Annotated in this window: 14 protein-coding genes; 4 read left to right on the plus strand and 10 right to left on the minus strand. The window is 65.1% G+C overall.

Features of this window, described 5'->3' with window-relative positions; all coding sequences use genetic code 11:
- Positions 1-47 precede the first annotated feature (47 nt).
- Positions 48-740, plus strand: a complete 693-nt coding sequence (locus tag ACZ46Y_RS11730) for a YecA/YgfB family protein (RefSeq protein WP_311952211.1) — start codon at positions 48-50, stop codon at positions 738-740.
- Here ACZ46Y_RS11730 and ACZ46Y_RS11735 read toward each other — a convergent pair.
- From ACZ46Y_RS11735 to ampD, 6 genes are all read right to left on the minus strand, one after another.
- Complete coding sequence (locus ACZ46Y_RS11735) at positions 737-1,465, minus strand: class I SAM-dependent methyltransferase (protein WP_376717560.1); 729 nt, start codon at positions 1,463-1,465, stop codon at positions 737-739. The two genes, ACZ46Y_RS11730 and ACZ46Y_RS11735, sit on opposite strands and share 4 nt — an antisense overlap.
- Positions 1,447-2,163, minus strand: coding sequence for a tRNA (adenosine(37)-N6)-threonylcarbamoyltransferase complex dimerization subunit type 1 TsaB (tsaB, locus tag ACZ46Y_RS11740; protein ID WP_311952213.1), 717 nt, complete (start codon positions 2,161-2,163; stop codon positions 1,447-1,449). The genes ACZ46Y_RS11735 and tsaB overlap by 19 nt, the downstream gene beginning before the upstream one ends.
- Positions 2,163-2,828 carry an adenylate kinase gene (gene adk / locus ACZ46Y_RS11745; protein ID WP_311952214.1) on the minus strand — a complete coding sequence of 222 codons (666 nt, stop codon included), beginning with the start codon at positions 2,826-2,828 and terminating at the stop codon, positions 2,163-2,165. Before adk ends, tsaB begins: the two co-directional genes overlap by 1 nt.
- Before the next feature lie 228 nt (positions 2,829-3,056).
- A complete protein-coding gene (aceF, locus tag ACZ46Y_RS11750; protein WP_311952216.1) occupies positions 3,057-5,087 on the minus strand; it encodes a pyruvate dehydrogenase complex dihydrolipoyllysine-residue acetyltransferase in 2,031 nt (676 codons plus the stop codon).
- A gap of 58 nt (positions 5,088-5,145) precedes the next feature.
- Positions 5,146-7,830 carry a pyruvate dehydrogenase (acetyl-transferring), homodimeric type gene (gene aceE, locus ACZ46Y_RS11755; RefSeq protein WP_311952219.1) on the minus strand — a complete coding sequence of 895 codons (2,685 nt, stop codon included), beginning with the start codon at positions 7,828-7,830 and terminating at the stop codon, positions 5,146-5,148.
- Positions 7,831-8,180: 350 nt separating this feature from the next.
- On the minus strand, positions 8,181-8,783 hold the full coding sequence (gene ampD, locus ACZ46Y_RS11760; protein WP_311952221.1) for a 1,6-anhydro-N-acetylmuramyl-L-alanine amidase AmpD: 603 nt from the start codon (positions 8,781-8,783) through the stop codon (positions 8,181-8,183).
- A gap of 116 nt (positions 8,784-8,899) precedes the next feature.
- Here ampD and nadC point away from each other — a divergent pair, with 116 nt between their 5' ends.
- Complete coding sequence (gene nadC, locus ACZ46Y_RS11765; protein ID WP_311952225.1) at positions 8,900-9,754, plus strand: carboxylating nicotinate-nucleotide diphosphorylase; 855 nt, start codon at positions 8,900-8,902, stop codon at positions 9,752-9,754.
- Between the two features lie 26 nt (positions 9,755-9,780).
- On the opposite strand, the gene ACZ46Y_RS11770 is transcribed toward nadC, so the two are convergent.
- Positions 9,781-10,305: a GNAT family N-acetyltransferase gene (locus tag ACZ46Y_RS11770; RefSeq protein ID WP_311952537.1), complete on the minus strand. Its 525-nt coding sequence runs from the start codon at positions 10,303-10,305 to the stop codon at positions 9,781-9,783.
- Between the two features lie 150 nt (positions 10,306-10,455).
- On the opposite strand from ACZ46Y_RS11770, the gene tsaA reads away from it, so the two are divergent.
- Positions 10,456-11,229 carry a tRNA (N6-threonylcarbamoyladenosine(37)-N6)-methyltransferase TrmO gene (gene tsaA, locus ACZ46Y_RS11775; protein WP_311952228.1) on the plus strand — a complete coding sequence of 258 codons (774 nt, stop codon included), beginning with the start codon at positions 10,456-10,458 and terminating at the stop codon, positions 11,227-11,229.
- 4 nt (positions 11,230-11,233) lie between these two features.
- Here the strand turns inward: tsaA and purC are convergent, their stop codons facing one another.
- From purC to dapA, 3 genes are all read right to left on the minus strand, one after another.
- Positions 11,234-11,965 (minus strand): phosphoribosylaminoimidazolesuccinocarboxamide synthase, encoded by a 732-nt coding sequence (gene purC / locus ACZ46Y_RS11780; protein WP_311952231.1) that lies wholly within the window; start codon positions 11,963-11,965, stop codon positions 11,234-11,236.
- Positions 11,966-12,033: 68 nt separating this feature from the next.
- A complete protein-coding gene (locus ACZ46Y_RS11785) occupies positions 12,034-13,002 on the minus strand; it encodes a lipoprotein, NlpB (protein ID WP_311952234.1) in 969 nt (322 codons plus the stop codon).
- A 60-nt stretch (positions 13,003-13,062) separates the two neighbouring features.
- On the minus strand, positions 13,063-13,950 hold the full coding sequence (gene dapA, locus ACZ46Y_RS11790) for a 4-hydroxy-tetrahydrodipicolinate synthase (RefSeq protein WP_311952237.1): 888 nt from the start codon (positions 13,948-13,950) through the stop codon (positions 13,063-13,065).
- 270 nt (positions 13,951-14,220) lie between these two features.
- Here dapA and ACZ46Y_RS11795 point away from each other — a divergent pair, with 270 nt between their 5' ends.
- Positions 14,221-14,697, plus strand: coding sequence for a peroxiredoxin (locus tag ACZ46Y_RS11795; protein ID WP_311952240.1), 477 nt, complete (start codon positions 14,221-14,223; stop codon positions 14,695-14,697).
- Positions 14,698-14,714 lie beyond the last annotated feature (17 nt).

The raw sequence follows: 14,714 nt of genomic DNA on the forward strand, positions 1-14,714 counted from the left end.
CCCTACTGTTTCCCTGCTATTTTCCACGCCAACCCATGAGGCCTTGCATGTCACAGCGCCCTTCTCCCCCCAGCCAGAGCGACGACGCTTCCGCGCCCCCGGAGCCGCTGCTGGGCGACGACGCCCTTGAGCGGCTCGACGACTTTCTCGACTCCGGCCGGGTGGACGAAGACGCCCTGGACCTGATCTCGACCCACGGCTTCATGGTTGCCCTGGCGGTCGCCCCAAGCCACACGCCCGACGACCAGTGGCAGGCCGAGCTGTTTCAGGGGGAGCCGGACTACGCCGACCGGGCAGAGCGCGAAGAGATCACCGGCCTGCTGGCCGCGCTGCGCGATAACGCCATGGCGCTGCTGGAACAGGGCGGGCTTCCCGAGCTACCGTTCGAGCCGGTGCTCGACGGCCTGCCCCCGGAAGAAACGCCGGTTGGCGACTGGTGCGCGGGCTTCATGGAAGGCGTGTTTGTTAATGAAAGCGCCTGGTTTGCCGATGACGAAGAGGCCGCCGCCGCCCTGCTGCTGCCGTTCATGCTGCTGTCCGGCCTGTTTGACGACGAGCCCGATATTGCCGAGCTCGCCGGCGACAGCCAGCGGCTGGAAGCGCTCACCGCCCAGCTGCCCGAGCTGGTGCTGGACCTATACCTGCACTACCGCGTGCCGTCGGAGTCCGGCGGCAAGCCCAAGCCCCGGCCCAAGCAGCACAAGGCGGGCCAGAAGAAAACGTCGGGCAAGAAAGGCTAGCCGCGCTTGGGCCGCAGCGAGCGGTGGACGTAAATATCGTAGCGGCTGGTTTTGCCTTCCACTACGTGGGCCACCGCCGGCCCGGCAATGGCCGGCGCCTTGCGCGGGCGCTTGACCACCACCCGGTGGGTGGCGACGTCAAGCGCGGCCTGAAGCAGCCGCGGCGCATCGGGATCGTCGCCGGCAAGCCGGCGAAAAAGGCGCATTTCCTTTTTCACCAGCGCGGATTTTTCCCGGTGGGGAAACATCGGGTCCAAATGCACGACCTGGGGGGCAAAGCCCGCCGCGGTCACCAGCGCTTCAAGCTCGACGGCGGCGTCCCCCGGCGCAAGCTGCATCCGTGCGGCGATGGCGGCGGTCTCGGGGTGCGCCGCGGCGCGCTCGAGGCCGTCGGCCAGCAGGGCGGCAATCGCCGCCACCCGCTCGACCAGCAGCACCGGCGCGCCCAGGCTTGCGAGCACAAAGGCGTCCCGGCCAAGCCCCGCGGTCGCGTCCACCACGCTTGGCGTCACCCCGTTCGCCAGCCCGCAGGCCCGGGCAATCAGCTGGCCGCGCCCGCCGCCAAAGCGGCGCCGGTGGCCGGCCTTACCGCCGACGTAGTCCACCCGCAGCGGCTTGCCGTCACGCGCCTCATCGCCGGCGAGCACCAGCCCTTCGGCGCGCCGCTCCAGAACAAGCCCTTCGGGCAGCGCCAGCCCGGCCTCGCTTAAGCGGTTTTTTTCCACGCCACCTCGTTGCGCAAATAGACCGGCTGGGCCAGGTGCGCCGGCTGGCCGCGGCCGGCGTCGAAATCCCGGGCGGCAAGCCACGCCATCTCTTCGGCCCGGGGCTCAAGCGCCCCGGTTGGCAAGTCCGTATCCAGCGGCTCAAGGCGCGCGCCAAGCGATGCGGCAAAGCCGTCGCGCAGGGCAAGCCCCGAACCCACGGCGGCCCACGACAGCGCCTCGTCGTCCGGCAGCTTAAGCTTCCCCGGCGCCAGCACGGCTTCTTCCCCGCGCCGGGTCGTGGCGCCGTCGGCGCAGTGCCAGAAGGCCGCGTAGACCTCGCCCATGCGCGCGTCGATCAGGGTGGCGACCCGGCTGGCGCCAAACCGCTCGTGGGCCTGAAGCGCCAGCGCCTCCAGGGTGGAGACGCCCAGCAGCGGGCGCTCCAGGCCAAAGGCCAGCCCCTGGGCGGCGCCGGCGGCAATGCGCAGGCCGGTAAACGAGCCGGGCCCGCGGCCGAAGGCCACGGCGTCCAGCTGACTCGGTGACAGCTCGGCTTCTGCCAGCACTTCGTCCACCATGGGCAGCAGGCGCCGGGTATGTTCCCGGGGCGTCAGGGCGAAGCGTGCAAGGCAGCGCTCGCCTGCGCCGTCGCGGCGCAGCAAAGCCGCCGAGCAGGCGCCCGACGAAGCGTCCATGGCAAGCAGGTTAAGCGCCATTACGCGACCTTTGTCCCCAGCGCCTCGGTAACCTGGCGGGTAATATCCTCGACGCTGCCCACGCCTTCCACGCAGTGGTACTCGGGCGCGGCCTCGGGGTCTTCCTTGGCCCACTGACGGTAGTAGTCCACCAGCGGCGCGGTCTGGTCGTGGTAAACGGCCAGACGGTTGCGCACGGTGGATTCCTGGTCGTCCTCGCGCTGGATCAGCGCTTCACCGGTGACGTCATCCATCCCCGGCTCTTTGGGCGGATTGTGGTCGATATGGTAGGTGCGCCCGGAGGTCGGATGCACGCGGCGCCCGGCGAGGCGATTGACGATCTCCTCGTCGGCCACGGCGATTTCCAGCACGTGGTCGAGCTTGACGCCGGCTTCCTTCATGGCGTCGGCCTGGGGGATGGTGCGCGGAAAGCCGTCGAACAGAAAGCCGTTTTCGCAGTCCGGCTGGCTGATGCGGTCCTTGACCAGGTCGATGATGATGTCATCGGACACCAGCCCGCCGCTGTTCATGATGTCCTGAACCTTGAGGCCCAGCTCGCTTCCGTCCTTGATCGCCGTGCGCAGCATGTCGCCGGTGGAAATCTGGGGGATCTTGTACTGCTCGCAGATAAACTGCGCCTGGGTTCCCTTGCCGGCGCCGGGGGCGCCCAAAAGAATTAACCGCATAGCCACTGTTCCTTGAATGATAGAGAAGAAAAAAGCAAGGCACCGACAATAACGGCGCTTGTCCGGTGACACAACTCTCTATTAGCCGTAGAGCCGGCCTGCTATTAGCCGTAAAGCCGGGCTGTCAAACGCCGCGCCGGCTCCGGCGCAGGACCGGGTCCGCTGCATGTGCCAAAACACAAACGGCGCCCGCAGGCGCCGTTTGTGCATCGATACGCCGTTTGCCGGTTACAGCAGCAGGCGGCGGATATCGCCGAGGACGTCGGCCAGAAACGCCGTGAAGCGCGCCGCGTCGGCGCCGTTGACCGCACGGTGGTCGTAGGACAGCGACAGCGGCATCATCAGGCGCGGCTGGAACTCGGCGCCGTCCCACACCGGCTTCATCTGCGCCTTGGACACGCCCAGAATGGCCACTTCCGGGGCGTTGACGATGGGCGTAAACGCCGTACCGCCAATGGAGCCAAGGCTTGAAACCGTGAAGCAGCCGCCGGACATTTCCTCGCGCTTGAGCTTCTTGTCCTGGGCTTTCTTGCCCAGCTCGCCCATTTCCCGGGCGATTTCCAAAAGCGACTTCTGGTCGGCGTCGCGCAGTACCGGCACCATCAGGCCCTGCGGCGTGTCTACGGCGATGCCGATATGGATATACTTCTTCCATACCATGGTTTCGCCGTCGCTTTTGAGACTGACGTTGAACTGCGGGAACTGCTTGAGCGCGAAGGCGCTCGCCTTGACCAGAAACGGCAGCGGCGTGAGCTTGGCGCCCTGGGCTTCGGCCTCGGCCTTCATCGACTTGCGGAAGGCTTCAAGCTCGGTGATGTCGGCGTCGTCAAACTGCGTCACGTGGGGCAGATTCACCCAGCTGCGATGCAGGTTGGTCGCGCCCATCTTGAGCAGGCGGCCCATGGGCTTCTCTTCCACCTCGCCGAACTGGCTGAAGTCCTGGTCCGGAATCGGCGGAATGCCGCTGCCGCCGGCCGCCGGCGCCTGGCCTGACGCCTGGGACTTGCCGGAAAGCGCGCTTTTGACAAACGCCTGAACGTCTTCTTTCAGCACGCGATCCTTGGGCCCGCTGGGCGATACCTGGGCCAGATCCACGCCGAACTCCCGGGCGAGCATGCGCACCGCGGGGCCGGCGTGCACGCGCTTGCCGTCTTTGCCGGCCGGCGCGGCGCTTGGCTGCGATGCCTCGGACGTCTCCGCCTTCGGCGCAGAAGCACTCTGCGGCTTGTCTTCCTTGGGCGCTGGCTTTTTCTCGGACTGCTGCTTCTTCGGCGCAGGCTTTTTCTTGGCCCCGGCGACTTCGACAATGCCGATGACGTCGCCTTCAGACACGCTGTCGCCGACCTTCACGGAGACTTCCACCAGCTTGCCCTTGTAGGGGCTTGGCACGTCCATGGAGGCCTTGTCCGACTCCAGCGTGATCAGCGCGTCTTCCTCGTCGATGTCGTCGCCTTCGCTGACCGCGACTTCGATGATTTCCGCGCTGTCGCCGATGTCCGGCACGCGGATTTCCTGGCGCGTCGGCTCGCCGTCGTCGGCGGCTTCGTCCTCATCGTCGTCATCACCGTCTTCGTCGTCAGCGGGCGCCTGCTCGTCTGCCGCCGGGGCGTCGCCCTCGGCCGATGCCTGGTCGGCCTGGCCGTCATCGCCGCCTTCACCTTCGATTTCCATCTGGCCGATGACGTCGCCTTCGGAGACGCTGTCGCCCTCCTTGGCGGAAAGCGATACCAGCTTGCCGGTGTAGGGGCTGGGCACGTCCATGGAGGCCTTGTCGGACTCCAGCGTAATCAGCGCGTCTTCTTCCTCGACGTCGTCGCCTTCGCTGACCGCGACGTCGATGATTTCCGCGCTTTCGCCGATGTCCGGCACTTTAACGTCGACGGTCTGCTTGCCGCCGCCGGCCTTCTTCTTTTGCGGCGCCTCTTCCTGCTTGGGCGTTTCTTCCTGCTTGGGCGACTCGTCCTTTTCCGCCGTCTCTTCTTCCGACGCCTCTTCGCCCTGGTCGTCACCGGCGTCATCGCCGTCTTCGACTTCAAGCTCGACGATGTCGTCGCCTTCGGAGACGGTGTCGCCCTCTTTCACCAGCACTTTTAGCACCTTGCCGGCTTTCGGCGAGGGTACGTCCATGCTGGCCTTGTCGGACTCTAGGGTGATCAGCGCATCTTCTTCTTCGATGACGTCGCCTTCCGACACCGCAATCTCGATGATTTCGACATCGTCGCCGCCGATGTCGGGCACTTTGATGTTTTCGCTACTCAAGGTCGCGCTCCTTCCAAATCGGGTCGAGCCGGCGGGGTTACCCCCGCCGGGCAGCGGATCAGCTGGTCAGCGGGTTGGACTTGTTGGCATCGATGCCGTACTTCTTCAGCGCCTCGCCTACGACCTTGCGGTCGATATCACCGCGGTCGGCCAGCGCTTTCAGCGCCGCTACGGTGACGAAGTAGCGGTCCACTTCGAAGAAATGGCGCAGCTTCTCGCGGGAATCGGAGCGGCCGTAGCCGTCGGTGCCGAGTACATGATAGTCCATGGGCACCCAGGCGCGCACCTGATCGGCGTAGAGCTTCATGTAGTCGGTGGCGGCAATCGCCGGGCCCTGACGGCCTGCCAGGCACGCGGTAACGTGCGGCTTGGCCGGTTCCTTATCGGGCTTGAGGAACGCCTGACGGTCGATCTCCAGCGCTTCGCGACGCAGCTCGTTGAAGCTTGTCGCGCTCCAGGTGTTGCTGCCCACGCCCCAGTCTTCGGCGAGCAGCTCGGCGGCGGCCTCGACTTCGCGCAGGATGGTGCCGGAGCCCAGCAGCTGAACGTGACCCTTGCCCTTCTTGCCCTGGGTATGGCCAAGCAGGTACATGCCCTTGATGATGTCCTCGGCGGGCACTTCGTCAAGCGCCGGGTGCTCGTAGTTCTCGTTCATCACCGTCATGTAGTAGAAGACGTTTTCCTTGTCCTGACACATGCGCTTGAGGCCGTCCTGGACGATGACCGCGACTTCGTGGGCGTAGGTCGGGTCGTAGGTGCGGCAGTTGGGGATGGTCGACGCCTGGATCAGGCTGTGGCCGTCCTGGTGCTGCAGGCCTTCGCCGTTGAGCGTGGTGCGCCCGGCGGTACCGCCAATCATGAAGCCTCGGGCCTGCATATCGCCGGCCGCCCAGGCCAGGTCACCGATGCGCTGGAAGCCGAACATCGAGTAGTAGATGTAAAACGGCAGCATCGGCAGACCGCTGTTGCTGTAGGACGTCGCCGCCGCGATCCACGAAGACATCGCCCCCGCTTCGGTGATGCCTTCCTGCAGCACCTGGCCGGACTGGGACTCGCGGTAGTACATCAGCTGGCCCTTGTCCATGGGCTCGTACTTCTGGCCTTCGGCAGCGTAGATGCCGAACTGGCGGAACATGCCTTCCATGCCGAAGGTGCGCGACTCGTCGGGCACGATGGGCACTACGCGCTTGCCAAACTGCTTGTTCTTGATCAGGCCGTTGAGGATGCGCACGAACGCCATGGTGCTGGAGAACTCGCGGCCTCTGGAGCCTTCCAGCTGCGAGGCAAAGATCTTGTCGTCAAGACCGGGGATCTCGATGGCCTCGAAGTCCGCACGACGCGTCGGCAGGTGGCCGCCCAGGCGCTCGCGCTGAAGCTTCATGTACTTGATTTCCGGGGAATCATCATCCGGCCGGTAGTACGGCATTTCCTTTTCCAGCTGCGCGTCGGTCAGCGGAATCTCGAAGCGGTCACGCACCTTCTTCATGACGTCGATGTCGTCAATCGACTTGATCTGGTGCGCTTCGTTGTCGGCTTCGCCGCCTTCTGCCGTCAGGCCGTAGCCCTTGACGGTGTGCGCAAGGATCACCGTGGGACGCTCGTTGGCGTTATGGAACGCCTCGTAGTAGGCCGAGTACACCTTGACCGGGTCGTGGCCGCCGCGGTCCAGCTGGCCGATTTCCTCGTCGGTCATGTCCTCGACAAGCGCGGCGGTTTCCGGATACTTGCCGAAGAAATTCTCCCGGGTGTAGGCGCCGCCCTTGGACTTGCAGTTCTGGTACTCGCCGTCGACGGTTTCGTCCATCAGCTTTTGCAGCATGCCGCTTTTGTCTTTCTCAAACAGGTGGTCCCACTTGCGGCCCCAGATCAGCTTGATCACGTTCCAGCCGGCACCGCGGAAGATGCCCTCGAGCTCGGTGACGATGCTCTGGTTGCCGCGCACCGGGCCGTCCAGGCGCTGCAGGTTGCAGTTGATGATGAAGTTGAGGTTGTCGAGCTTCTCGCGGCTGGCCAGGTGAATGGCGCCGAGGGTTTCCGGCTCGTCGCACTCGCCGTCGCCGAGAAACGCCCAGACCTGGCGGTCCTTCATGTCCTGCAGGTCGCGGTTGTGCAAGTACTTGATGAAGCGCGCCTGGTAGATGGACATGATCGGCCCAAGCCCCATGGACACCGTGGGCAGCTGCCAGTACTCCGGCATCAGCCAGGGGTGCGGGTAGGACGAGAGGCCGTCACCGTCCACTTCTTCGCGGAACCGGTCCATTTGCGCCTCGGACAAACGGCCTTCCAGGAAAGAGCGCGCGTAAATGCCCGGCGAGCTGTGGCCCTGGATATACACCAAATCCCCGGGGTGGTCGTCGTGGGGCGCGCGGAAGAAATGGCCGAAGCCCACGTCGTAAAGCGTGGCGGCCGACATGAAGCTCGCCAGGTGGCCGCCGATGCCCGGATTCCGGCTGTTGGCCCGGGTGACCATGGCCGCCATGTTCCAGCGGATCAGCGAGCGAATGTGGCGCTCCATGTCCAGGTCGCCCGGCATGCGCGCTTCATGATGCGGCGGGATAGTGTTGCGGTGCGGGGTTGTCACCGAGAACGGCGCCACGCCCGAGTCCTGGCGCATGCGGTCGGCCAGGCGGGTCAGCAGGTAGCGAGCGCGACCCTCTCCTTCACGATCCAGCACCGATTCCAGAGCTTCCAGCCACTCCGTGGACTCGACCGGGTCAAGATCTTCTCGTGTCTCAAGACTCATAAAGGTCTCTCCGAATGACGATAAATGACAGTGGCCCCGCGAACCCGGGGGCCGGGTGGCCGCGGTAGTCGTTGTGCCACCACAGGCCTGCGTTCGCCGGCGCGCCTTTCCAGCGCACAATGGAAATCCATTCTACATTCAAGACGTAGCGTTCGGCAAAATGTAGCAAAACTACATAAAAATGGGAAAATAACGTTATTTTCTGTGGAAAACGATACCGCAAAGTCGCCGCCCTGCCAATCGCCGCCGCGATAAAAACTTTCGCAGCGCCCCGCCGTTCGCGGCAATACCGGATTTTTTCAAGACGTTATGCTCGACGTCGCAAATCAACGCATGCGTAGCTAAACTACTCAATATGGCTCGTCATCGCCGCCGGAATCGCTCAGCCGGCGGCGCTGCTGGTAAAAATACGCCCAGTCGAACGCCGGGCCTGGGTCGGTTTTGCGTAGCGGCGCTACATGCGCATGGCCGGTGATGCGTGCGGCATCCAGGGCAGTAAAGCGCGCCTCGAGCCAGGCAACCAGCTCGGCAAGCCGGGCGTACTGAGCGCGGGTGAAAGGCGTTTCGTCGTCGCCTTCAAGCTCAATACCCACGGCAAAGTCATTTAAGGCCTGACGCAGCGCTTCGCTTTGCGGATCGCGCCAGCGCGAGCGGCCGGCGTGCCAGGCCCGACGCTCGGGCTCGACAAACTGCACGCACTCGCCGTCGCGGCGAATCAAAAAGTGGGCCGAGACGCGCACGCCGGCAATTCGAGCAAAAAACGGGTGGGCAGCCGCGTCCAGCCGGTTGGTAAACAGCGCCTCGATGGCATCGCCGCCGAACTCCCCCGGCGGCAGGCTGATGGCGTGCAGCACGATCAGCGAGACTTCGCCTGCGGGGCGCTCATCGGCGTTGGGCGAGGCCCGCCAGCGCGCGCTGGCCCAGCGGCTTGTGGATACATTGTCCCGGGACACAGGACCTCCTTTTGTCCGAACTCTTTTACTACCGCGTCGGTCCACTATAATACCGGCTTTCACCCATCGCTTTACACGACGCGTGGGAAGGACAACGTTTGGGAAGGCACGCTGCCATGCACTATTACACCGCTCTTGCTGAAGATATACGCTCGGGTGTCGCTCACCTGCTGGCCGAGGATCTCGGCCCCGGCGACATCACCGCCGACCTGATTCCCGAACAGCAGTGGGCCAGCGCCCGAGTGATCACCCGGGAGCACTGCGTGCTCTGCGGCGTCGCCTGGGTGGACGAAATATACCGCCGGCTTGCCAGTAGCGTAGCGCTCAGCTGGCAAGCCGCCGACGGCGATCGGCTCACGCCCGGCCAGTGCTTTCTGACCCTTGAGGGCCCGGCGCGCAGTCTGCTCACCGGCGAGCGCGCCGCGCTCAACGTGCTGCAGACGCTCTCGGCCACGGCCACGGCCACCCGGCGCTACGTCGACCTGCTCGAAGGCACCGGCGTGCGGCTGCTGGATACGCGCAAGACCCTGCCCAACCTGCGCCTGGCGCAGAAATACGCCGTGACCTGCGGCGGCGGCCATAACCACCGCATCGGGCTGTGGGATGCGTTTTTGATCAAGGAAAATCACATCGCCGCCTGCGGCGGCATTGCCGCGGCGGTAAGCCACGCCCGCCGGCTTTCAAGCGAGCTTGACGTTGAAGTGGAGGTGGAAAATCTCGACGAGCTTGACCAGGCGCTGGCCGCCGAGGCCGACATCGTCATGCTCGACAACTTCTCCCTTGACGAGCTGCGCGAGGCCGTGGCCCGCACCGGCGGTCGCGCCGTGCTTGAAGCGTCGGGCAACGTCGACGACACCACGCTCAAGGCCATTGCCGATACCGGCGTCGACGGTATCTCAAGCGGGGCGCTGACCAAGGACATCAAGGCCGTCGACTTGTCCATGCGGCTGGTGGAGCAAGGCGCGTCCTGATTCGGTCGCCTTACGGCGGTGCCGGCTCAGGTTTCCACGGCGTGGAGGCGCTTTTGCAGCCGGTAGCGCTTGAGCTTTTCGCCGCCGCGCTCGACCCACTGCTCGCCGAGGTTTTCCCAGCCCCGGCGCTCAAGGCGCTCGACCAGCATGAGACTCGCCTCGATCTCCACGGCCTCGCTCCCCTGCTCAAGCAGCAGGCGTTCGGCATGGATCAAAAGCGTGGTGCCGATGCCGTGCCCGCCAAGGGACGGCCAGACATAAAGGGTCTCCACCCTGGCCTCGGGCATATCCAGCTCCAGAAAGCCCACGCAGCGCCCGTCGCATACCGCGACCAGGGTGGTGTAAAGCGGGTGGCGGGCGACCCAGGCGCAGGCTTCCCAGGGCAGCGCCTGGGCCCAGGCCCGGCGCTGGGTTAACGAATAGTGGCTGGCCGCGCTCTGCATGACCGCGTGATAAAACACTTCGGCCTGGTCTGCCCCGTCGCGCACCAGCGCTTCACGGTAAATGATGCGCGGCGTAGCTGCCGTCGCCGGCGCGTCGCTATCGCTCATGTCTGCCTCGTCGTCGTTCACACAAAACGTCGTCATGTGAAAAATCCTTCTTTCACCAACGAAGGGTCAACGTACCTTATACTGCGCCGATCTTCATCTTTTCTCCCCATTTCCGGGCGTCAGCGCGCCCCGCAGCGAGACGCCCAAGCCATGCCCCATCCTCGCCAGCCAGCCTTGCCCTCAACGACCCCTTTTGCCGGCGAGCCGCCGTTCCCGGTGGGCATTATTGAAAGCGACTATCCGGACAGGTTCGGCGTCCCCCGCCAGCCCGGCCTGGCCCCGGCGGCAAGAGCCACGCTTGCGCTTGTCCCGCCGTTTGACGACCCGCTGGCGGTACGCGGCCTTTCCGCGTTCAGCCACCTGTGGCTGACGTTTCTCTTCCACAAGACGCCGCGGGGCGGTAACGGCTTTACGCCGCTGGTGCGCCCGCCGCGCCTGGGCGGCAATCAGAAGGTAGGGGTTTTTGCCAGCCGCAGCCCCAACCGGCCCAACCGCCTGGGGCTTTCGCTGGTCACGCTGGAAAAGGTGGAGACCCAGGGCGGGGTCAGGCTGACGCTCGGCGGCTGCGACCTGGTGGACCAGACGCCGGTGGTCGACATTAAGCCCTACCTTCCCTGGGTGGAGGCCCGCCCGGAGGCCCGGGCCGGCTTTGCGCCGGCGCCGCCGCCCGAGGTGGAGGTGGCGTTTTACCCCGACGCGTGCGCCGCGCTTGACCGCCGCGACGACGGCGCCTCGCTCAAGGCGCTGATTGAACAGGTACTCCGACAGGATCCGCGGCCGGCGTACCGGCACGGGCGAGAGCCCGCAGCGCGGGTATACGGCGTGCGCCTGCGCGATGTGGACGTGAAGTTCCGGGCGCTTGGGGAAAAGACGGCCACCCTCCTGGCGGTGGTGGCCATTGAGCCGCTGCCCGGCCGGGCATGAGGCGTCAGGGCGCGCGTTGGCCCTCGGGGAAGACGACGCCGATGCGGCGGCCGACCTCTTCGTAGGCTTCGATTACGCCGCCGAGCCCCTGGCGAAAACGGTCCTTGTCCAGCTTCTCCCGAGTGTTGGCGTCCCACAGCCGGCAGCCGTCCGGGGAAAACTCGTCGCCGAGGATAATGCGGCCGTCGTAGACGCCAAACTCGAGCTTGTAGTCCACCAGCAGCAGTTCGCCCTCGGCAAACAGCTGCCTGAGCACCTGGTTGACCTTGAACGTCAGCGTTTTCATCTCGCCGAGCTGTTCGGGCGTCGCCCAGCCGAAGGTTTCTGCCAGCGACTCGTTGATCAGCGGATCGCCGCGCTCGTCGTCCTTCAGAAAAAGCTCGAACGTCGGCGGCTCGAGCGCCATCCCTTCTTCGACGCCGAGGCGCTTGACCAGCCCCCCGGCGGCGATATTGCGCACCACGCACTCCACCGGAATCATGTCCATCTTCTTGACCAAGCTTTCGGTGTCGGACAGGCGCTTGTCAAAATGGGTGGGAATGCCGGCGTCTTCCAGGCGCTCCATGATGAAGGCGTTGAAGACGTTATTGACCATGCCCTTGCGCTCAAGCGCCTCCTTGCGCTTGCCGTCAAAGGCGCTGGTGTCATCGCGAAACTCGAGCACCAGCCGATCCGGCGCGTCGGTGGTGTAAACGGATTTGGCCTTGCCGGCGTAAAGCTCCTGGCGCTTTTTCATCTTGGCTCCTTCATCTTGACTCCCCTGCGGTCATTTTCCCGGCTCGATGCGATCACACACGACGCTCATCAACGCAAGTAGCCGGACACGCGCTCGAGCAGCTCGCGTTTGGCGTCCACGCTGAGCGTTTGCTCATCGGTGCCCTCAACGCGCAGCCGGCTCTGATCGCCCTGCTCGTCGAGCGCCAGGCGCACTTTGCGAGCGCTGTCATCGGCGAAGGGGTTGAGCTGGGCCAGCACGCCGCGCCGGCGGTTATCCAGGGTCTGATAGTTCACGGTAAAGGCGTGGCCGGCGGCGTCGCTTTCCAGCAGCTCGCGCTCGCCGGGCTGGTTGAAGTCCAGCTCCAGGTAGTGGGCGATTTCTGCCCAGGCGCGGTCTGCGGAATAGGGAATACGCACGCTGACGTCATCCCCCGAACGCCTCAGCTGCACCGCGCGCTGCTCGTCAACCCGCTGGGCGTTGAGCGACGACAGGGTGTCCTCGCCGCCGGACTGGCTGGCCAGGTAGCGCTCCAGGCGCTCCAGGCAGTCGGCGCGTGACTGGCCGGCGCGCTCGCAGTGCACTTCGCTGGCCCCGGGGCGAACGGCGTTACCCAGCCGCAGGGTGCCCTCGCGGGTTTCCAGCACCCCTCGGGACGGCTGGCTGCGCTCGATCCCCCCGGCGCGGGTACGGGCAAAGCGCTCGAGCTGGGGCCAGACGCTGGCCGCGTCGTCCGCCACCACCAGCCAGCGCCTGTCGTTGATTTCCCGGGAGGTGACGTAGTTTTCCTTCAGCCCCCGCGCAGCGGTCAGCGGACGCGGCGCACGCGCTTCCACCGGCTCTTCGGGGCGCGCCGCCGACGAGTCGCTATCTGCCGGCACGGGCAGAGCGCTCTGGTAGCGGCTCTGATCCCGGGTCTCGGGCAGCGTAAGCGGCGGCGCGGGCGCCGACTCGACGTAGTCGAGATTGCGGTCGTCGTAAAAGCCGTCCCGGGCACAGCCGGCAAGCGCCAGTGCGCCTGCCAGTGCCAGCGGTATCCATCTGAGCGCTGCGTTCATCCAGCCACCTTATCCGTTGAGCAAATTCCGTTGGTATTGCGGGCCTGGTCGACCGCTGTTTCAGTCCTCTACCACTTCAGCCATCTGCAGCGCTTCGCTGATGGTAGCGTGGTACTTTTCCGACAGCCACGTCAGCGGCAGGCGTAGCCCGCCGGCCTCGGCGTAGCCCATACGGTTGAGCGCCCACTTGACCGGAATGGGGTTGGCTTCGATCCCCAGGTTGGTGTGCAGCGGCATCAGCCGGGTGTTGATCGAGTGCGCAGTTTCGGCATCGCCGGCAACCGCCGCGGTGCACAGGTCGTGCATGGCCCGGGGGGCGACGTTGGCGGTGACCGAAATATCGCCGTGGCCGCCCATCAGCATGAAGTCGCAGGCGGTGCCGTCGTCGCCGGAGTAGAGCATAAAACCGCTGCCCTTGAGCCGGGCGACCAGGTCTTCGGCGCGCTCGAGATTACCGGTGGCGTCTTTCAGACCGACGATGTTGTCCACCTCGGCCAGGCGCATGACGGTCTCGTTGTACAGATCAGAGCAGGTGCGCCCGGGGACGTTATACAGGATGACCGGCAGCTTGCTGCCCTCGGCCACCGCCTTGAAATGCTGATACAGGCCTTCCTGGGTAGGCTTGTTGTAGTAGGGGCATACCGACAGGCAGTAGTCCGCGCCCACTTCGCTTGCGTAGCGGGCGAGCTCAACGGCCTCGGACGTGGCGTTGGCGCCGGTGCCGGCAATCACCGGAATGCGCCCGTCGACCTGCTCCACCACGGTGCGAATCACGTCAAAGTGCTCGGCAAAGGACATCGTGGTGGGCTCGCCGGTCGTTCCCGCGGCGACGATGCCGTCGGTACCGTTTTCAAGATGGAAGTCCACCAGACGACGAAGCGCCTCCCAGTCGATATCGCCATTGGCCTTCATCGGCGTCGCCAGGGCGACAATGCTGCCAGTGATCATCCGCTTGTACCTCACGCAAAAAAGGTGAAACGCGCCGCCGGACACAGGGCGTGCGCGAACGCATTGGATTCAAGGAGCCGCGCTGGCGCCTTGGTATAACGCCCTACGGTTCCACAGACACCAAATGGTACTCAGGCGATGAAAGCCTGTACAGCGCAAAGCGCCGCGAGTCGCTCCCGCGCAGGATTTTTTTGACACCTGGCGCCCGCTTGCGTGTAATCGGGCTGTCCCCTTAGGTTGATAACCGTCCCTGTTAGTAAGGAGTATTGCATGAGCGTTGAACTCGATAAGCCCGTCCCCGACTTTACGGCTACCGCCACCGGCAACGCCGCCGTGACCCTGTCGGAGCTGCGCGGCAAACAGGTGGTGGTCTATTTCTACCCCAAGGCCAGCACCCCCGGCTGCACCACCGAAGGCGGTGACTTCCGCGACCGCAAGACGGCGTTCGACGCCGCCAACACGGTGATTCTCGGCGTTTCTCGGGACGGCCTTCGCGCCCAGGAAAACTTCAAGGAAAAAGAGGACTTCAACTTTGCGCTGATTGCCGACACCGACGAGGAAGTCTGCCGGATTTTCGACGTCATCAAGCTCAAGAAGATGTACGGCAAGGAGCATCAGGGCATCGAGCGCAGCACCTTTCTCATCGACGCCGGCGGCAAGCTGGCCCAGGAGTGGCGCGGGGTGAAAGTGCCGGGCCACGTCGACGAGGTGCTCGACGCCGCCCAGACTCTGCACGCCAAAGGCTGACTTTCGCCGAGCGCCGG

It is taken from the genome of Halomonas garicola, from assembly GCF_055382465.1.